Here is a 17,609-nt window from a genome sequence, read left to right on the forward strand (position 1 = left end):
GTGGAACGGTGTCTGGTGCCCGGCACTAGGCCGTGTCCTAGCGGCGTTCGAGCGAGCCCCGGACGAACGCGGCCTGCCCGGCATGCTGGAGATCGTCGGCGATGACGCTCACCAGCCGGACGCCCAGGGTCACGGGCGGGGACCACGAGTCGTCCACGACCCGGTTCAGAGCCGTGCCCTTCAGTCCTCCGACGAACGCGATGGTTTCCTCATGGACGGCGTCGAAGTAGCCGAGCAGCAGCTCGGGCGAGTCTACTTGGACCGCCGCGACCTGCTTGCGGGAGTGGCCGTAGCCGGTCGCTCCCTCGGCGAACGGCAGCCCGAAGCGGCCCGCCCAGTCCTGGGAGGTCCAGACCTGATCCCGGCCGGCCGCGTCGGCCACGTGGTCGTCCTGGATGCGCGTGAGGTGCCACACCAGCCAGGCGATGGAGTTGGCACCGGGGTCGAGCCTGGCGTTGAGTTCGTCCGCCGAGAGCCCCTCGACGGCCTCGTGCACCACCTCCTGGATACGTCCGAAAGCGTCGGCGAGCACATCTGCGGAGTTCATACGGCGAGTGAACCGCGCACGTCCCCTCGGGCGCAGTCCGACACGGCGGGGATTCGGCTCCCTTGGGGCCTCTCGTTCGGATCTTGCCGGGCTCGCGTGCCCTGGCACCGCACCTCGCTGCGTTGTCGTCAGTCGCCAATGTCCCCCGTAGCCCTTCGGGCACGGGAGGTGCCCCCACCGCAGTGGCTCCTTCCTCCGCCTTGCGATGTACGGCACCAGACCCCGCTCGCTGATCCGGCCTGATCCCAACGAGAGGCCCGAGCCCGGATGTCCCCCGTCGCGCCGTCGCCCGGCTCGCCCAGGACGCCCATTCCCCCTGGTCCAGGGCACGTTCTTCGTCATGCGTGGAACGTAACAGCCGCCACCGACAACGGCGTCGGGGCCGGGCGGCCACGGGACAGGCACACGAACGTACGCCCACCGGCCGTCCACGGCAGGGCTCGCGGCCAGCCCGTCGCCGCCGCGTGGCCGACCAGGGCGGAAAGCCCCACCCGGGCCCACGGGAAGGGGGCGCCCGGAGCGCCGTCGCCGTCGACCACCCGTACGTCCACGCGTTCGTCGACGTCGACCGGAGCGGCCTCGGCGATCAGTACCCCGTCCGGGGCGACGAGTTCGGCGACCCGGGAGAGCAGGGCGCGCGGATCGCCGCCGATGCCGATGTTGCCGTCGATCAGCAGCGCCGTACCCCAACTGCCCTCCCTCGGCAGCGGGTCGAAGACCGACCGGCACAGCGCGCTGCCACCCGAGCGGACCGCACGGGCGACCGCCACCGGGCTGACGTCCACACCCAGGGTCGTCCGCCCCAGCCCGGCCAGCGCGGCCACGAGCCGACCCGGGCCGCAGCCTATGTCCAGCACCGGCCCCCGGCAGCGGTCCAGCACCGTGCGGTCGGCCGGGTCCGGGTCCGCGCACCAGCGCTCGACCTCCAGCGGCAGCAGCCAGCCGTCGGGGCGGCGCAGGAACAGCGGGCCGCGCCCGGTGCGCAGCGCGTCGTTGTACGGATCGGCCCGCCACGCCGTGGCCGCGGCGGTTCCCGCAGGTACCGTCGCCGTCATCGCTCACCGGCCCGCGCCAGCCGCGCCACCGCGGCGGCGAAGCGGCTGACCGGCGCGGCGGCCGCCACCAGGCGTGCGTCCTCCGGCGTGTCGACATCACGCAGCTGTGGCAGATCGTGCACCGTCAGCCCCGCATCGACCAGCCGCCGCCGCTGAACCGCTCCCGTCTCCGGCACGGACATCGGTACCCCGGACAGCAGCCCCGGATCGGGCTCGGCCAGCCCCAGCGCCCAGAAGCCGCCGTCCTCGGCGGGCCCGAACGCGGCGCCGTCCACGGCGAGTTCCAGTCCGTGGGTGAGCAGGGCCGGTGTCACCTGCGGGGTGTCCATGCCGATCAGCAGCGCGGGCCCGGAGCAGGCCGCGAACGCGGCGGCCAGCCGCTCGTCCAGACCGCCCTCCACTTGCGGTACGACCTCGAATCCTGGCGGCAGCCAGGCTCCCGGCGCGCCGTCGAGCACCAGCACCCGGCGCGCCGCCGCGCTGGCGCTCACCGCGGCCAGCGTGTCGGCGAGGGACGCCGCGGCCAGTGTGGCGGCTTCCGCGGCGGTGTACGAGGGCGTCAACCGGGTCTTGACCCGGCCCGGGACCGGCTCCTTCGCGATGACGAGGACGGTGGTCATGCGGCCTTCCTTGGGGGTGCGGGTGCGGCTGTTCCAGCCCGTCCGGCGTTCGAGGACACGGCCGAAGGCCGTACGGGGGGCCGGGGGCGTGCCCCCGGCTCACTCATGAAGCACCGCCCGCATGTCGTGCACCGCCTGCCAGGTGCCCCGCCATGTGCCCGTCACCTTCGACTTCCCGGATCTGGGCCGGTACGGCACATCCAGCTCCGCGACGGTCCAGCGGGCGTCCGCCGCCCGCACCACCATCTGCAGCGGGTAGCCGCTGCGCCGGTCCGTCAGGCCGAGGCCGAGGAGGTCCTTGCGGCGGGCCGCGCGCATCGGGCCCAGGTCGTGCAGTCGCAATCCGGTACGCCGGCGCACCATCCGGGCCAGGGCCAGGTTGCCGGCGCGGGCATGGGCGGGCCAGGCGCCCCGGCCGCGGGGCCGCCGCCGGCCGAGCACGAGGTCCGCCTCGCCCTGCGCCACCCGCCGTACGAGCTCCGGCAGCAGCCCCGGATCCAGCGACGCGTCGCAGTCGCAGAAGCACACGTACTCCGCCTCGGCGGCCACCAGCCCCGCGTGACAGGCCGCGCCGAAGCCGCGCCGCGGCTCGTGGACGACCGTCGCGCCGAGCGACAGGGCGATCTCCGCCGACCCGTCCGTCGAACCGTTGTCGACGACGATCGCCCGCCAGCCCTCCGGAATCCGCGCCAGGACCCAGGGGAGCGCCTCCGCCTCGTCCAGGCAGGGCAGGACCACATCCACGGTGGCGTTCACGCGGTCGCCCCCCGCAGCCCCGCCGCCGCGAACTCCGCCATGCCTTCGGCGAAACCGATCAGCGGCCGCCACCCCAGCTCGGCCTTCAGCCGTCCCGAGTCGGCGGTGATGTGGCGGACGTCCCCCAGCCGGAACTCCCCGGTCACGACCGGCTCCGGACCACCGTGCGCCGCTGCCAGCTCGGCCGCCATCTCGCCGACGGTGTGCGGTGTGCCGCTGCCGGTGTTGTACGCGGTGAGCACTCCGGGCTCCCGGCCGCGCACCGCCTCCAGCGCCACGGCGTTCGCGCTCGCCACATCCCGCACGTGCACGAAGTCCCGCCGCTGGCGCCCGTCCTCGAAGACCCGGGGCGGCTCGCCGCGCTCCAGCGCGGAGCGGAAGAAGGACGCCACCCCCGCGTACGGAGTGTCGCGCGGCATCCCCGGCCCGTACACGTTGTGGTAGCGCAGCGCCACGGCCCGGCCGCCCGTGGCCCGTGCCCAGGACGCCGCCAGATGCTCCTGGGCGAGTTTGGTCGTGGCGTACACATTGCGCGGGTCGGCCGGGGTGTCCTCGTCGACCAGACCCGGGGTCAGTTCGCGCCCGCAGTCGGGGCACCCGGGCTCGAAGCGACCCGCCTCCAGCGCCGCGAGCGGCCGCGGCCCGGGCCGGACCCGGCCGTGGACCTGGCAGTCGTAGCGGCCCTCGCCGTACACGACCATCGATCCGGCCAGCACCAGATCGCGGACGCCGGCCTCCACCATCGCCGCGAGCAGCACCGCCGTACCGAGGTCGTTGCACGACACGTATGAGGGCGCGTCGGCGAAGTCCTTGCCGAGGCCGACCATCGCCGCCTGGTGGCAGACCGCGTCGACGCCGTGCAGCGCCCGCGCGACCACCGCCGGGTCGCGGACGTCGCCGTGGATCGAGCCGGTGCCCGAGCCGGTGCTGTTGTCGGTGTCCGTGGCGGTGCCGGAGGAGTGCCGGAGGTCGAGGACGACCGGTTCGTGGCCGCGCGCGGCGAGGGCGGCCACGACCTGTGTCCCGATGAAGCCCGCGCCTCCAGTGACGAGTACTCGCATGTCACCGACGCTACGCGGAGGATCACCTTCCACCCCTGTTGCGCGCCGCGCCGTCACAGGTCCGTAAGGACTAGGTCCTGTCCGGGCGATCTTCGAGGAACAGGCCGCGGCGTCAGATGCGGTGCATCGCAAGGCGGTGGGGGCACCTCCCAGGCGCAGCTCTGGGGGAGATCGCCCTCGTACTGGGTGTACTTGGGCGACTCCGACAACGCAGTGAGGTGCCGTAGCTGGCGTCGCGGGCCCGACAAGATCGCCCGGACAGGGCCTACGCGCGGGTCAGCCGCACCGTCACGATCTGGAAGGGCCGCAGCGCCAGCGCGACGGCGTCGCCCTCGACGTCGAGCGGTGGCTGCTCCGGCAGAGGGCGTTCCAGCAGATCGGTGAGTACTGCTCCGACCGTGTGGAAGCCCGTGCGCAGCGTCGTCGTCGCCCGGCCGCCCAGCGACTCGTAGAGCCGTACCACCACATCGCCCGAGCCGTCGTCCGCGAGCTTCACCGCCTCGACGACCACCGCCGCACCGTCCGTCGTCACCACCGGCGGCACCTGCGATCCGCCCGGTCCCACCCGCAGCGGCAGGTTCAGCGCGTACCCCTCCGCGACCGCGTCCTCGATCGTCGCGCCCGGCAGCAGGGAGTAGGTGAACCGGTGCGTGCCCTGGTCGGCCTCCGGGTCGGGGATGCGCGGGGCGCGTACCAGACTGAGCCGGACGGTCGTGGTCGTACCGCCGTCCTCCTCGCGGGTCGTGCGCGAGACGTCGTGGCCGTACGTCGAGTCGTTGATCACCGCCACGCCGTAGCCCGGCTCGCCGATGTGCACCCAGCGGTGCCCGTACACCTCGAACCGGGCCGCCTCCCAGCTGGTGTTCGTGTGGGTGGGCCGGTGCACATGGCCGAACTGGATCTCGGCGGTGGACCGGTCCGCGTGCACATCCACCGGGAACCCGGCCTTGAGGATCTTCTCCGCCTCGTGCCAGTCGATCTCGGTCTCGATGTCGACGCGGCGACTGCCGGCCCGGACGGTGACGGTCTGCACGATCCGCGAGCCCTTGCCGAAGCTCCGCTCCACGCGCAGTGCCCCCAGGAGGTGACTGTCCTCGGCGATCCTGATCGTCGCGCCCTCCAGCAGGTCGGTCCAGCGGCCCAGGTAGTGCTTGTCGATGTCCCAGGCGTCCCAGTAGTTGGGCAGATCGGTGTGCAGCCGCAGCAGATTGCCCCTGCCGCCGGGCGCGAGGACCTCACGGTCGGCGACCAGGTCGCGTACGGAGGTGAACGTGCCGTCGTCCGCCATCTCGACCCGTACGAGGCCGTTGTCGAGGGCCCGGTTGGTGACCGTGACAGGGCGCTGCACGGGGACGTGGGCGGCGACGGGCGCGCTGCCGGACGCGGGCACCTCGACGAACACCGCCGCCCCGCCGTCGGACAGCCGTGGCAGACCCGGGTCGAGAACGGCGGCCAGCACCGCCGGGATCCGGACGACCTCGGCCCGGTCCCGCGGGCCCGCGTTGTACACCCACGGCTCCACCGGCCCCGCCCCGCTCACCGCCTCCAGCGCCTGCGCGGTGAGCGCTTCCAGTTCCGTCGCGACACGCGCGTACTCCGCCTCCGCCTCCCGGTGCACCCACGCGATCGACGAGCCCGGCAGGATGTCGTGGAACTGGTGCAGCAGCACCGTCTTCCACAGCTGGTCCAGCGCCGCGTACGGATACGCGTACCCGGGAACGTGCAGCGCCGCGGCCGTCGCCCACAACTCGGCCTCGCGCAGCGCGTGTTCACTGCGGCGGTTGCCCTGCTTGGTGCGGGCCTGCGAGGTGTACGTCGCCCGGTGCAGTTCCAGATAGAGCTCGCCGGACCACACCGGGGCGTCCGGGTACTCCGCCCGCGCGGCCGCGAAGAAGGCGTTGGGATGCTCGATGACGACCTTCGCCGAGCCCTCCAGGTCGGCCAGCCGCCGCGCCCGCTCCAGCATCTCCCGGTTCGGGCCGCCCCCGCCGTCGCCGTGCCCGAACGGCGCCAGCGAACGCGTACCGCGCCCCTTGTCCTGGTAGTTGCGCACCGCGTGTGCCATCTCCCGCCCGGAGAAGACCACGTTGTACGTGTCGACCGGCGGGAAGTGGGTGAAGATCCGCGAGCCGTCGATGCCCTCCCACCAGAAGGTGTGGTGGGGAAGCTTGTTGGTCTGGTTCCAGGACAGCTTCTGGGTCAGGAACCACTTCATCCCGGCCAGTTTGGCCAGCTGGGGATAGGCCGCCGTGTACCCGAAGGAGTCCGGCAGCCACACCCCTTCCGTCTCCACCCCGAACTCGTCGAGGAAGAAACGCTTGCCGTGGACGAGCTGGCGGGCCAGCGCCTCACCGCCGGGCAGATTGCCGTCGGCCTCCACCCACATGCCGCCGACGGGCGCCCACTGTCCGTTCTTCACCGCTTCCTGGATACGGGCCCACACCTGCGGGTGGTTGTCGCGCACCCAGGCGTACTGCTGTGCCTGCGAGCAGGCGAAGACGAACTCCGGGTACTCCTTCGCCAGGGCGGTGACGTTGGAGAAGGTGCGGGCCGTCTTGCGTTTGGTCTCGCGGACCGGCCAGAGCCAGGCGCTGTCGATGTGCGCGTGACCGACCGCCGAGAGGGTGTGCGCGCTGGCGTGGGCGGGCCGGGACAGCGCGGCCGCGAGAACGGTACGTGCGACGGCGGCCGTGCCGGAGACGTCGTCGAGGTCCAGGGTGTCCAGCGCCCGCTCCAGCGTGTGCATGATCTCGTGGCGGCGCGGCTCGTGCTCGCCCAGCTCCAGCATCAGTTCGCGCAGCACCTGCATGTCCAGCGACAGCTGCCAGACGTCCTCGTCCAGCACGGCGAGATCCGCGCCGGCGAACGTGTAGAGGGGATCGCTGCCGGCGGTGCGCTTGTCACCCATCGGGGTGGGGCGGCGGAAGTGATCGGCGAGGATGTCGGGGTTGGACGCGGCCTCGACGAGGAAGGCGACCTGCTCGCCTCCTTCGGCGGGGGAGGCGATGGGAACGTACTGGTTCTGCGGATTGACCGCCTTGACCGGGGTGCCGTCCGGCAGATGGACGAGTGCCTCGGCCTGGTTGCCCGGCCAGCTGCTGACGAAGCCCAGGTCGAACCACGCCTCCACACGGCGTCCCGCCCAGTCCGCGGGCACCTCGCCGCGCACCCGGAACCAGGTCGTGCCCCAGGGCGGACCCCACGGCGTGCCCGTCGCGAACGGCTCGTACACCGCCTCCCGCGCCTGCTCGAACGGCACCGGCTCGTCCGGCACCTGCCAGGCCTCGACGGTCAGCGGCACGGTGGCGGAGTGGATCAGCGGCCGGATGCGCTGCTCCAGGACGCGCTCGACGCGCTGTTCGATCCTGTGGCGTTCGTCGTGCATCTGACTGGCACCTACTTCCGGTTGAGATAGGCGAGGCCCGGGTGCACGCCCGTATAGCCGTCGAGGAGACGGCGGGCGACGGTGACGGAGTCGACCAGGGGATGCAGGGCGAAGGCCTTGACGGCGGTGGCGCGTGAACCGCTCTCCGCCGCGGCGAGGACCTCCCGCTCGACGGCCTTCACCGAGGTGACCAGGCCGGCCGCGTGAGGGGGCAGCGGGGCGACCGCGCACGGATGGGCGCCGTTCGCGTCGACCAGGCACGGCACCTCCACCACGGCGTCCTCGTCGAGCACCGAAAGTGTCGTGCGGTTGCGGACGTTGAGGATGAGGGTGGCCCGCTCGTCACGGGCGATGGCGCGCATGAGCGCGAGCGCCACCTTCTCGTAGCCGCCGGACCCGAGGTCGGCGGCGGCCCGCTCGCCCGCGCCTGACACCTCGCGGCCCAGCGCCATGTACGTGGCCTCGCGCTCGGCGCGGGTCAGCTCCCAGCGCTTGAGGGAGGGGTCCGCGTAGAAGGCGGCCTGCTGGTCGCTGAGGAACTCGCCCCGCGTCCGCCCGGCCGTCCGGTACGCCTGTACCGTCTCGCGGTTGAAGTAGTAGTAGTGCAGATACTCGTTCGGGATCGCGCCCAGCGAGCGCAGCCACTCGGCGCCGAAGAGCCTGCCCTCCTCGAAGGAGCCGAGGGCCTCGGAGTCGGCCAGCAGCCGGGGAAGTTCGTCCCGGCCGGCGACCCGCAGGCCGCGCAGCCAGCCGAGGTGGTTGAGCCCGGCGTAGTCGATCCACACCTCGTCGGGGTCCGCGCCGAGGACGCGCGCGACGCGCCGGCCGAGCCCGACGGGGGAGTCGCAGATCCCGATGACCCGCTCGCCCAGCAGCCGGGACATGGCCTCGGTGACCAGCCCGGCCGGATTGGTGAAGTTGATGACCCAGGCGTCGGGCGCGAGCGCCGCGATCCGCCGGGCGATGTCCATGGCCACGGGCACGGTCCGCAGCCCGTACGCGATTCCGCCCGCGCCGACCGTCTCCTGGCCGAGCACCCCCTCGGCGAGAGCCACTCGCTCGTCGGCCGCGCGGCCCGCGAGTCCGCCCACCCGGATCGCGGAGAAGACGAAGTCGGCGCCGCGCACGGCGTCATCCAGGACGGTGGTGACGGTGACCGCCGGCGCGTCCGGGATCCCGGCGGCCTGTTCGGCGAGCACCGTGGCGACCGCGCCGAGCCGGGCGCGGTCCGGATCATGGAGGGTGACGTGGGTGATCCGGCCCTGGGCGTGGTCGCCGAGCAGTGCGCCGTACACCAGCGGCACACGGAATCCTCCGCCGCCGAGAATCGTCAGCCTCATGCCCCGACCGTCCTCATGCCGTCCGCCGGTGTCCGGTGAATCTCTCCTGCCCAACGCTGTCACCTTTGGGACGTTCGCGCGAGAACCAAGGAGGCCTCGGGCAGTGCCCGTTGCGGCGACGCAAGCACCTCGCGGGCGTTGGATTCTGTCTGATTCCGTTGGATACTGTCGGCGTCCGTCGGGTGACTCCCGACCTGGCCGAGGGGACCCTTCGATGACCTTCAGCGTTGCCGTACGACCCTGGGAATCACCGACCCTGCGCGTCACCACCGCGGACGATCTGCCCTGGGCCCCGGCCGGGACCGGGCTCTGCACCCCCCGCATCCGGCTGCGCGAACGCCCCGCCGTGTTCACCGGTGAATCACCGAGTGGCACGGTCGAGACCGGCGCCGAAGGCCTGCTCGTCCACCCCCTGCTCACCGCCCCGCCCGTGCTGAGCCTCTGGCGGGCGCCCACCGACAACGACCCGCTCGGTGGGGCCGCCGGACGCTGGAGCGACTGGGGCCTGGACACGCTCGTCCGCAAGCCGGTCTCCGTCACCCGCGAGGGAGACTGCCGGGTCACCGCCGTGGCCGAATACCCCACCGCCGCGGGCACGGTGGTCCATGAGCAGACCTTCACCGCACGCGCCGACGGCTCGGTCCTCGTCGAGGAGAGCGCCACACTCCCCGAAGGGCTGTACGACGTCGCCCGCGTCGGCTCCGTACTGGAAACCGTCCCCGGCCTCGACACGGTCGAGTGGTACGGGCTCGGCCCCTGGGAGAGCTACCCCGACCGGTGCGCGGGCGGAGCCGTGGCCCATCACCGGGCGCACGTCGACGACCTCTTCACCCCGTATCTGCGGCCCCAGGAGAGCGGCGGACGCAGCGGCGTGCGGGGCTTCACACTCACCCGCCCCGACGGGACCGGACTGGCCGTACGGCTCGACGCACCCCGTCAGGTCTCCGTCACCCGCCACCGGGCCGTCGACGTCGCCGCTGCCGCTCACCACGACGAACTCACCCCGCGCCCCGAGTGTGTCGTCCACATCGACGCCGCCCACCGGGGCCTCGGCACCGCCTCCTGCGGCCCGGACACCCTGCCGCCGTATCTGATCGCGCCCGGAACCCATCGCTGGGCCTGGAGCATCTCTCCCCTCTAGTTCGTGTCTTCAAGAGCCCGGCGAGGATCCACCGGACAGGCCGGGGCATCAGCCCAGGTCGAACACGTTGCGCAGCCCCAGCCGGTAGCGGGTGCGGTCGTGGCGTTTGAGGTGATCGAGCTCCGGAGCGCGGAACAGGGGCTTGATCGTGCAGCGCTCGGCCGGTGATCCGATGCGATCGAGGAGTGCGTTGACCGCGGCGCGGGCCGAGGCGTTGGCGCCCTCCATCGTCGCCAGGTCGATGTCGACGGCGACGTAGTCACCGGAGAGATAGAGGTTGGGTACCTTCGAGGCCGCCGCGGGACGGTTGTGGAACGTGCCCACGGGGTGGATGAGCAGCTCGTCGTCGTTCGTGGGGTGCGGGGTGCCCAGGCCGTCCACTCCCGGGTCGAGGAACCAGGAGTGCAGAGCGCTGTCCTTGAGGACCGTACGGCCGGTGTCGTTGAGCGCCGCCTTCAACTGCGCCCACACTTCGCGGGCGACCTGCTCGCGCGTGCACTGCTTGGCCGTCTTCCCGTAGAGGATGCCCGGCCTGTCCCACTCGGAGATGTCCACGGACACGCAGTCGACCGCCACCCCGTCGCCGTAGTCCTGCGGGAACCGGCGGTGCGGCCAGTGCTCCGCCTGCTGAATGGCGGTCAGGGACCAGGGGGAGTCGATGCAGTTGAGATGGCCGTGCAGCAGCGGTGCCTTCTCCGTCAGATAGAACTGGATACCCGTCATCCAGTCGGTCTCGAGCTTGTCGCAGCGGGCGAGCTGTGGATCCGCGGCCCGCAGCGCCGCTCCCCAGGTGCGCCGGGCGTGCTCCACCGGTATCGCCGAGACGTAGTGGTCGGCGGTGACCGTCCGCGGGGCCCCGTCGGCATCCTCCATGACCGCCCCGGTGATCCGGCCCGAGCCGTACGCCAGCTCGCGCAGCGTCCAGCCGACCTTGAACTCCACACCCAGCGAGCGCAGATGCCCGACCCAGGGATCGATCCAGGCCTCATTGGTGGGGGCGTTGAGGATCCGGTCCAGCGGACCGTCCGCACCCCGCCCCAGCGCGTTGAACACGAACGCCTCCAGCAGCGTGGCGACCGTACGCGTACTGGCCTCCTCGGCCTTGGTCGCCACGATGTTGCGGGTCAGCCCGATCGCGAGAATGCGCTGGTAGTCGTACGACATCTCCTCGGCGCGGATGAAGTCCCACCAGGGGGTGCGCTCCCAGGCCTCGTCCCGCCGCTCGTCGCAGCTGGTGAGGAAGACCAGTCCGCGGTTCACGAAGTACGCCGCCTCGTGCAGCGGGATGCCCAGAGCCGTGTCGAAGAACGCGGTAAGGGCCCGGCGGATCTCGTCGAGGGTGAGCTGGGCCGGGCGGTGCCCGGGCCAGGGGAGCGGGATGCGCAGATCCTCGCGCCCGGTGCGGGCGAAGGACATCTCGGGCGGCGCGACGAGGTTGTCCCAGACGCCGTTGGCGTTGCCCGGGAAGGGGATGCGCCGCATCGTGTCCGGCAGGTTGTGGTAGATGCCCGGGATGAAGCGGAAGCCGTGCTCGGCGGGGAGGGGGCGGCGCCCGCCCTTCCCGGTGCCCGGTACGTCCATGCTGCGGGCCTTGCCGCCCAGCGCTCTGCGCTCGTACACCGTCACGCGTAAGCCGCGCTCGGCGAGTTCATGAGCAGCGGTGAGCCCCGCGACGCCGCCGCCCAGGACGGCGACCGAGGGCGAGGGCGAGGCGGCCGCCGCGGCCGCCGTCCCGCTTCCGGTGGTGAGCGCCGCGGCGGATCCGGCCGCCGCGGCCCCTGCGATGAAGGTGCGCCGTGTGGTGCCCGACCGATCCATGCCCAGCCCCCTACTCGACGGTAACTGTCACGTCCGGCGCAGGAGCATACGGTCGGCCCCGGTGACCCGGAACCCGCATGCGGGCCCATTCACCCAGCGCGACACACGGCGCGAGACAATGGAGCCATGCCCCGACGTACCGCCCGCCCCGAGCAGCCCACCGTCACCGCCGAGTCGCCCTGCCCCTGCGGGCTGCCCGCCTCGTACGGTGCCTGCTGCGGCCGGTTCCACACCGGACAGGCCGCCGCCCCGACCGCCGAGCTGCTGATGCGGTCCCGCTACTGCGCCTTCGTCGTCCGCGACGAGGCGTATCTGCTGCGCACCTGGCACCCCGCCACCCGGCCGGCCTCCGTCGACTTCGACCCCGGCATGAGCTGGAGCGGTCTGGACATCCTGGACACCGCCGACGGCAGCATGTTCCACACCACCGGCACGGTCACGTTCGTCGCCCGCTACACGTACGACGGAGAGCCCGGCGAACTGCACGAACGCAGCCGCTTCGAGCGCCACGAAGGCGCCTGGGTGTACGCGGACGGTACGTTCGAACAGTGAGCGGGGGAGCGTCGCGGACCGCGACGAGACCGACCGGACAGGACCTGGCACGAAAACTCAGTCGCGGCCCGGTCCCCGGCGCCCTACGGTCCGATCATGTTGCCTGTGGTCGAGACGGACGATGAGTGGGACGCGATCGTCCCCGACGAGACGGTCATGCGGCCCGGCGCGGAGGATCTCTGCGCCCGCCTCGGGCTCGCCGGAGCCCCGCTGACCCGCTTCACCGAAGGGTCACAGCCGGTCTACGCGGTCGGTGACGAGCACGTTCTCAAGCTCTTCCCCGGGGCGGTCGCGCGGGACGGCGTCGCCGAGGGACGGGTCCTGACCCACCTTCAGGGCCGACTGCCCGTCCCCACCCCTCGGGTCCGTGACTTCGGCCCGTACGAGAACGGCTGGCAGTACGTCCTCATGTCCCGTCTCCCAGGCGAAGGCCTGGCCGTCGCCTGGGAGCGCATACCTCGGGCCGACCGGGAGCGGGTCGTCACCGAGGCCGGCGAGACCCTCGCCGCGCTGCACGCGCTCGACCCCGGGCCGCTCGCGGACGTCCTCGGCCCCGGCGACTGGGGGGCGTTCGTCGACCGGCAGCGCGCGGGCGCCGTCGAGCAGCAGCGTCGGCACGGACTGCCGGAGCCCTGGCTGGAGCAGATCCCCGGTTTCCTCGGCTCGGTGGCACTGACGCCGGACCCGCAGCACTGCCTGCTGCACACCGAGTTCATGCGCCAGCACCTGCTCACCGACCCGGACGGATGGCGGCTCACCGGGCTCTTCGACTTCGAGCCCGCGATGATCGGCCACCGGGCCTACGACTTCGTCGGCGTCGGCCTGTTCGTCAGCCGCGGCGACCCGCATCTGTTGGCCCGGTTCCTCACGGCATACGGCCGCACCTTCGAGCCGGCCGAGCTCCTCGCGTACACGCTGCTGCATGTGTACAGCAATCTGCCCTGGTACCTGCGCGAGCTGCCCGCGCCACCCGAGCCGACGCTCGAGTCCCTCGCGCAGCGGTGGTTCGGCACGGTCTGATCGGTCCGGCCCCAGGGCCTGTCCGGTGAGGAGGGAGTCAGACGCCCGTCGTCGACCCGGGCCGCACGATCATGAGTATGGTGACCGTCGCCCACAGAAGGTTGAACATCCCGGTGTACATGGCGAGCCGCTTGGTGTCCGCGATCTCGGCAGGACCCTCCAGCACGGCGCTCTGCCGGGGCAGCACCAGCGCGGCGAGCACGGCGGCGGCCGTCGCGGTGAGCACCATCGACACGATCAGCCAGGTGTCGCCCAGCACATGGAGGCTGTTGGCGGTCGCGAGTCCGAAGACGGGCACGACGACGCCGACGAGTGCGTACACCCGGCAGACGCGGTGGAGATTGCGGAGAACGGCGCGCGCCCGGTCGTCGCCGGGCTCGGCCAGGACACGGCGGGCGGCTGCGGGGAACATGCTGGCCGCCACGGTCACCGGGCCCACGGCGACGATCGCGGCCAGGACATGGACGATGAGGAGGATCTTGGTCACGGGGCGACGCTAACGAGAGCCCCGCCGCTCCTGACAGTGGCAGGAGCGCCAGAGTCCAACGGGTTCCTGCCAGCCGGTCAGCGCGCCCCGCCGGGTCGCACCACCAGCCCCGGGTTGTACGCGGCCAGCACTTTGTTCGCCCTGGCCAGCGCCGCGAGGGCGTGCTCGCGGTCCGCCTGGTCCTCGCTGCAGAAAGGTGCCCGGAACCGGAGGGCCTCGCGCGCCGCGCACTCGGCGTCGATCTCCGCGTGCAGGATGCCGACCGGCATGCAGGACCCGATGAGGGCTGCGACGCCGTCGGGGATCGGGACGGGGACAAGGTTCGACGCGGTCACGTGAGGTCCTTTTCTGATGTTGCTCGTCGCCGGGCGTGGGTGGTGTTCTCCCTCTATACGTACCGGATGCGCTTCACCGTTCGTCAGCGGGTCCGTCTCTGTGCCGCAACCGTTCCGGAACCGACCGTTGATTTCGCCTTGCGCAAGAGTAGGCCGACCTCCCTGTGACCCCGGTAAGTCCGACGTCGCACCCGCGGAACAGGAGCCGGCTGTCTCGTCGCGGTCGGCCTGGAGCCCGGCGGACGGGTCGCGCTGTCGTGGTCCGAAGCTCAGCCGCCCGACCCCGACAGCACCTCCGAGAGGTCGTACCGCACCGGCTCCTCCAGCTGGGTGTACGTACAGCTGTCGGGTGTGCGGTCGGGGCGCCACCGCCGGAACTGCGCGGTGTGCCGGAAGCGATCGCCCTCCATATGGTCGTAGGCGACCTCCACGACCCGCTCGGGTCGCAACGCCACCCACGACAGATCCTTCTTGCCCGACCAGCGGCTCGGCGCACCGGGCAGCCGGGCCGACTCGTGCGCCGCCTCCTCGGACCACCGCGCCCAGGGATGGTCCGACACATCCGTCATGCGCAGTGGCTCCAGCTCCGCCACCAGTTCCTCGCGCCGCTTCATCGAGAACGCGGCGCACACGCCCACGTGCTGGAGTGCGCCCCCGGCGTCGTACAGGCCGAGCAGCAGGGAACCGACGACCGGCCCGCTCTTGTGGAAGCGGTAGCCGGCGACGACGACATCCGCGGTCCGCTCATGCTTGATCTTGTACATCAGCCGGGCGTCGGGGCGGTACGGAAGGTCGAGCGGCTTGGCGATCACCCCGTCGAGCCCGGCGCCCTCGTACCGCTCGAACCACTCCGAGGCGACCGCGGTGTCCGTCGTGGCCGGTGCGAGATGCACCGGGTCGCGGGCGCCGCTCAGCGCCTCGGCGAGCGCCGCCCGCCGGGCGGCCATCGGGGTGTCCAGCAGCGCCTCGTCGCCGAGTGCGAGGAGATCGAACGCGACAAAGCTCGCCGGGGTCTTCTCGGCGAGCATCCGCACCCGCGAATCCGCCGGATGGATGCGCTCCGTGAGCCGGTCGAAGTCCAGCCGTCCCTCGTACGCGATCACGATCTCGCCGTCGACGACACAGCGCTCCGGGAGATTGTCGCGGAGCGAGACGACCAGCTCGGGAAAGTAGCGGGTGAGCGGCTTGCCGGTGCGGCTGCCGATCACCACCTCGTCACCGTCCCGGTGGACGATCGCACGGAAGCCGTCCCACTTGGCTTCGTACTGCATCCCGGGCGGGATCTTCGCCACGGACTTGGCGAGCATCGGCTTCACGGGCGGCATCACCGGCAGATCCATACGGCGATTGTCCGGTATGCGAGCCGTCGCGGCACGGCCTACGCTGGCGGGCATGGCCGGAGCGGTGGAACTGGAAGTGGGGGAGCGGACCGTCCGTGTGTCCAACCCCGACAAGGTGTACTTCCCCGAGCACGGCTACACCAAGCTGGACATGGTCCAGTACTACCTCGCCGTCGGCGAGGGCATCACGCGAGCCCTGCGCGACCGCCCCACGACACTGGAGCGCTACCCCGACGGAGTGACCGGCGAGTCCTTCTTCCAGAAGCGCGCCCCCAAATACCTTCCCGACTGGATCCCGACCGCCCACATCACCTTCCCCAGCGGCCGGTCCGCGGACGAGATGTGTCCCACGGAGCCCGCCGCCGTCGTGTGGGCCGCCAACCTCGGAGCCGTCACCTTCCACCCCTGGCCCGTACGCCGCGACGACACCGACCACCCCGACGAACTGCGCATCGACCTCGACCCGCAGCCCGGCACCGACTACGCCGACGCCGTGCACGCCGCCCACGAACTGCGTGTCGTCCTCGACGAGGCAGGCCTGCGCGGCTGGCCCAAGACCTCCGGCGGACGCGGACTCCATGTGTTCGTACCGATCGAACCGCGATGGACCTTCACCCAGGTCAGGCGCGCCGCGATCGCCTGCGGCCGGCAACTGGAGCGCCGGATGCCCGACCAGGTCACCATCAAGTGGTGGAAGGAGGAGCGCGGCGAGCGGATCTTCGTCGACTACAACCAGACCGCCCGCGACCGCACCATCGCCTCCGCCTACTCGGTCCGCCCCCGCCCCAACGCGCCGGTCTCCGCGCCGCTGCGCTGGGAGGAGATCGACGACGCCGTGCCGGAGGACTTCGACATCAAGACGATGCCCGCCCGGTACGCCGAAGCCGGTGACGTCCACGCGGACATGGACGACCACCGCTTCAGCCTGGAGAGCCTGCTGGAACTCGCCCGGCGCGACGAGGCGGAGCACGGGCTCGGCGACCTGCCGTACCCGCCGGAGTACCCGAAGATGCCGGGCGAGCCGAAGCGGGTCCAGCCGAGCCGTGCCAAGAAGGCCAAGGACGAGGACTGACCCCGTCCCTCGGGCCACTGCTTCGGCTTCCCCCACTACCCCTTGTAGTTCTTGTTGGGGACGTACTTGCCCAGGGAACCGTCCGGCTTCACCTCCCAGACTCCCTTGATGTACTCCGGACGGATCCCACCCGGGAAGGCGATCTCGTCCTCGTGGGAGTAGGGGCTGTCGTCGAAGGTCTGGTTGATGTCGATCCCACCGGGCGCATCGATGTCGTAGACGTACTTGGCGCCCCACTTGGTGGCGAATTCCTCGTTGTACGTGGTGCCGACGAAGGCGGACGGCTCACTGTCGTTGACGTAGCTGTCCAGGTCCGTGTTGTACTCGTTCCGCGGCGCGAAGCCCTCCTCGAAGATGACGCTCGGCGGACGGTCGTCATTGCGGAAGAGGGGCTCACGTGTGTCACGCCATGTCAGGCTGCCCTGACCCTCGATGCTTTCCTGGATGCTCTCCACATCCACGTCGGGGTCAATCGCCACCTCCGGGTGAGGATTGGGCCCCGGACCAACGTCCTTGTCTTGATCCTTGTCGCTGTCGTGGTCTTTGTCGTGGTCTTTGTCGGTGTCCTGGTCTTTGTCGTTGTCCTTGTCGTCCTGCCGCGTCGGATCTGAACAGGCGCCGGAGCCGAAAGCGGCATTCGCGGCATCTTCGGCCTCTTGATAGGTGTCGTAGCCGGGGACCGCGGCACTGGCGGTGCCCATGGCGGCGGCGGCAAGGGCGGCGAGACTGGACTGCATGGACTGCATGCCCGCTCCGGGACCGCCACCGGCCCCATTGCCGGGGCCGACGGCCAGGGTGACCCGACCGCTGGAGCCGCGCACCGACATGGAGATGCCGGCGCCCATGCCACCACCGACGCCGGTGGTGTCGCAGTCCTTCTCGGGGTCCTCGGGCTGATCGGGGTCCTCGGGCCCCGAGTCCTCAGGGTCTTCCGGCTGGCCGCCGGAGCTGCTGCCACCGGTCGATCCGCCGGAGGAGCCACCACTGCTGCCACCGGTCGATCCGCCGGAGGAGCCACCACTGCTGCCACCGGTCGATCCGCCGGAGGAGCCACCACTGCTGCCACCGGTCGATCCGCCG

Annotated in this window: 15 protein-coding genes and 1 pseudogene; 4 read left to right on the forward strand and 12 right to left on the reverse strand. The window is 71.6% G+C overall.

Annotated features, from left to right (window positions below; translation table 11 throughout):
• Positions 1 to 37 precede the first annotated feature (37 nt).
• The 7 genes from ACZ6ZQ_RS01630 to ACZ6ZQ_RS01660 form a co-directional block, all read right to left on the reverse strand.
• A complete protein-coding gene (locus ACZ6ZQ_RS01630) occupies positions 38 to 547 on the reverse strand; it encodes a mycothiol transferase (RefSeq protein WP_469766533.1) in 510 nt (169 codons plus the stop codon).
• A gap of 338 nt (positions 548 to 885) precedes the next feature.
• The gene (locus ACZ6ZQ_RS01635; RefSeq protein WP_469766534.1) at positions 886 to 1,602 is read right to left on the reverse strand and encodes a methyltransferase domain-containing protein; all 717 of its coding nucleotides are present in this window, start codon (positions 1,600 to 1,602) and stop codon (positions 886 to 888) included.
• Entirely contained in the window at positions 1,599 to 2,222 is a 624-nt protein-coding gene (locus tag ACZ6ZQ_RS01640) for a TIGR04282 family arsenosugar biosynthesis glycosyltransferase (RefSeq protein WP_469766535.1), read from the reverse strand. Before ACZ6ZQ_RS01640 ends, ACZ6ZQ_RS01635 begins: the two co-directional genes overlap by 4 nt.
• A 99-nt stretch (positions 2,223 to 2,321) precedes the next feature.
• A complete protein-coding gene (locus tag ACZ6ZQ_RS01645; protein ID WP_469766536.1) occupies positions 2,322 to 2,978 on the reverse strand; it encodes a glycosyltransferase family 2 protein in 657 nt (218 codons plus the stop codon).
• Positions 2,975 to 4,039, reverse strand: coding sequence for an NAD-dependent epimerase/dehydratase family protein (locus ACZ6ZQ_RS01650; protein WP_469766537.1), 1,065 nt, complete (start codon positions 4,037 to 4,039; stop codon positions 2,975 to 2,977). Before ACZ6ZQ_RS01650 ends, ACZ6ZQ_RS01645 begins: the two co-directional genes overlap by 4 nt.
• A 265-nt stretch (positions 4,040 to 4,304) precedes the next feature.
• The gene (locus ACZ6ZQ_RS01655; protein WP_469766538.1) at positions 4,305 to 7,424 is read right to left on the reverse strand and encodes an alpha-mannosidase; all 3,120 of its coding nucleotides are present in this window, start codon (positions 7,422 to 7,424) and stop codon (positions 4,305 to 4,307) included.
• Positions 7,425 to 7,435: 11 nt separating this feature from the next.
• Entirely contained in the window at positions 7,436 to 8,764 is a 1,329-nt protein-coding gene (locus ACZ6ZQ_RS01660; protein WP_469766539.1) for a 6-phospho-beta-glucosidase, read from the reverse strand.
• Positions 8,765 to 8,948: 184 nt separating this feature from the next.
• Between ACZ6ZQ_RS01660 and ACZ6ZQ_RS01665 the strand changes: the two are divergent.
• Positions 8,949 to 9,905 (forward strand): annotated as a pseudogene (locus ACZ6ZQ_RS01665) (beta-galactosidase small subunit); the annotation flags it as partial.
• Between the two features lie 48 nt (positions 9,906 to 9,953).
• On the opposite strand, the gene ACZ6ZQ_RS01670 reads toward ACZ6ZQ_RS01665, so the two are convergent.
• Positions 9,954 to 11,723, reverse strand: coding sequence for a hydroxysqualene dehydroxylase (locus ACZ6ZQ_RS01670; RefSeq protein WP_469766540.1), 1,770 nt, complete (start codon positions 11,721 to 11,723; stop codon positions 9,954 to 9,956).
• Between the two features lie 126 nt (positions 11,724 to 11,849).
• On the opposite strand from ACZ6ZQ_RS01670, the gene ACZ6ZQ_RS01675 reads away from it, so the two are divergent.
• Positions 11,850 to 12,275: a YchJ family protein gene (locus tag ACZ6ZQ_RS01675; protein ID WP_469766541.1), complete on the forward strand. Its 426-nt coding sequence runs from the start codon at positions 11,850 to 11,852 to the stop codon at positions 12,273 to 12,275.
• Positions 12,276 to 12,371: 96 nt separating this feature from the next.
• On the forward strand, positions 12,372 to 13,295 hold the full coding sequence (locus tag ACZ6ZQ_RS01680) for a phosphotransferase family protein (RefSeq protein ID WP_469766542.1): 924 nt from the start codon (positions 12,372 to 12,374) through the stop codon (positions 13,293 to 13,295).
• 37 nt (positions 13,296 to 13,332) lie between these two features.
• Here the strand turns inward: ACZ6ZQ_RS01680 and ACZ6ZQ_RS01685 are convergent, their stop codons facing one another.
• The 3 genes from ACZ6ZQ_RS01685 to ACZ6ZQ_RS01695 all read right to left on the reverse strand — a co-directional run bounded on the left by ACZ6ZQ_RS01685 (position 13,333) and on the right by ACZ6ZQ_RS01695 (position 15,457).
• Positions 13,333 to 13,782 carry a hypothetical protein gene (locus tag ACZ6ZQ_RS01685; RefSeq protein WP_469766543.1) on the reverse strand — a complete coding sequence of 150 codons (450 nt, stop codon included), beginning with the start codon at positions 13,780 to 13,782 and terminating at the stop codon, positions 13,333 to 13,335.
• A gap of 77 nt (positions 13,783 to 13,859) precedes the next feature.
• A complete protein-coding gene (locus ACZ6ZQ_RS01690; RefSeq protein WP_453664232.1) occupies positions 13,860 to 14,117 on the reverse strand; it encodes a hypothetical protein in 258 nt (85 codons plus the stop codon).
• Between the two features lie 269 nt (positions 14,118 to 14,386).
• Positions 14,387 to 15,457 carry an ATP-dependent DNA ligase gene (locus tag ACZ6ZQ_RS01695; RefSeq protein ID WP_469766544.1) on the reverse strand — a complete coding sequence of 357 codons (1,071 nt, stop codon included), beginning with the start codon at positions 15,455 to 15,457 and terminating at the stop codon, positions 14,387 to 14,389.
• Between the two features lie 52 nt (positions 15,458 to 15,509).
• On the opposite strand from ACZ6ZQ_RS01695, the gene ligD reads away from it, so the two are divergent.
• The gene (ligD, locus tag ACZ6ZQ_RS01700; protein ID WP_469766545.1) at positions 15,510 to 16,529 is read left to right on the forward strand and encodes a non-homologous end-joining DNA ligase; all 1,020 of its coding nucleotides are present in this window, start codon (positions 15,510 to 15,512) and stop codon (positions 16,527 to 16,529) included.
• Between the two features lie 35 nt (positions 16,530 to 16,564).
• On the opposite strand, the gene ACZ6ZQ_RS01705 is transcribed toward ligD, so the two are convergent.
• The coding region (locus tag ACZ6ZQ_RS01705) for a scabin-related ADP-ribosyltransferase (protein WP_469766546.1) at positions 16,565 to 17,609 on the reverse strand (1,045 nt) is incomplete at its 5' end.

Source organism: Streptomyces sp. NPDC053673 (assembly GCF_055585225.1).

Bases quoted from the DNA above. Each gene is read 5' to 3' on its own strand.
- ACZ6ZQ_RS01630 (WP_469766533.1), bottom strand. From the start codon at position 547: ATGAACTCCGCAGATGTGCTCGCCGACGCTTTCGGACGTATCCAGGAG.
- ACZ6ZQ_RS01635 (WP_469766534.1), bottom strand. From the start codon at position 1,602: ATGACGGCGACGGTACCTGCGGGAACCGCCGCGGCCACGGCGTGGCGG.
- ACZ6ZQ_RS01640 (WP_469766535.1), bottom strand. From the start codon at position 2,222: ATGACCACCGTCCTCGTCATCGCGAAGGAGCCGGTCCCGGGCCGGGTC.
- ACZ6ZQ_RS01650 (WP_469766537.1), bottom strand. From the start codon at position 4,039: ATGCGAGTACTCGTCACTGGAGGCGCGGGCTTCATCGGGACACAGGTC.
- ACZ6ZQ_RS01655 (WP_469766538.1), bottom strand. From the start codon at position 7,424: ATGCACGACGAACGCCACAGGATCGAACAGCGCGTCGAGCGCGTCCTG.
- ACZ6ZQ_RS01660 (WP_469766539.1), bottom strand. From the start codon at position 8,764: ATGAGGCTGACGATTCTCGGCGGCGGAGGATTCCGTGTGCCGCTGGTG.
- ACZ6ZQ_RS01670 (WP_469766540.1), bottom strand. From the start codon at position 11,723: ATGGATCGGTCGGGCACCACACGGCGCACCTTCATCGCAGGGGCCGCG.
- ACZ6ZQ_RS01675 (WP_469766541.1), top strand. From the start codon at position 11,850: ATGCCCCGACGTACCGCCCGCCCCGAGCAGCCCACCGTCACCGCCGAG.
- ACZ6ZQ_RS01680 (WP_469766542.1), top strand. From the start codon at position 12,372: ATGTTGCCTGTGGTCGAGACGGACGATGAGTGGGACGCGATCGTCCCC.
- ACZ6ZQ_RS01695 (WP_469766544.1), bottom strand. From the start codon at position 15,457: ATGGATCTGCCGGTGATGCCGCCCGTGAAGCCGATGCTCGCCAAGTCC.
- ligD (WP_469766545.1), top strand. From the start codon at position 15,510: ATGGCCGGAGCGGTGGAACTGGAAGTGGGGGAGCGGACCGTCCGTGTG.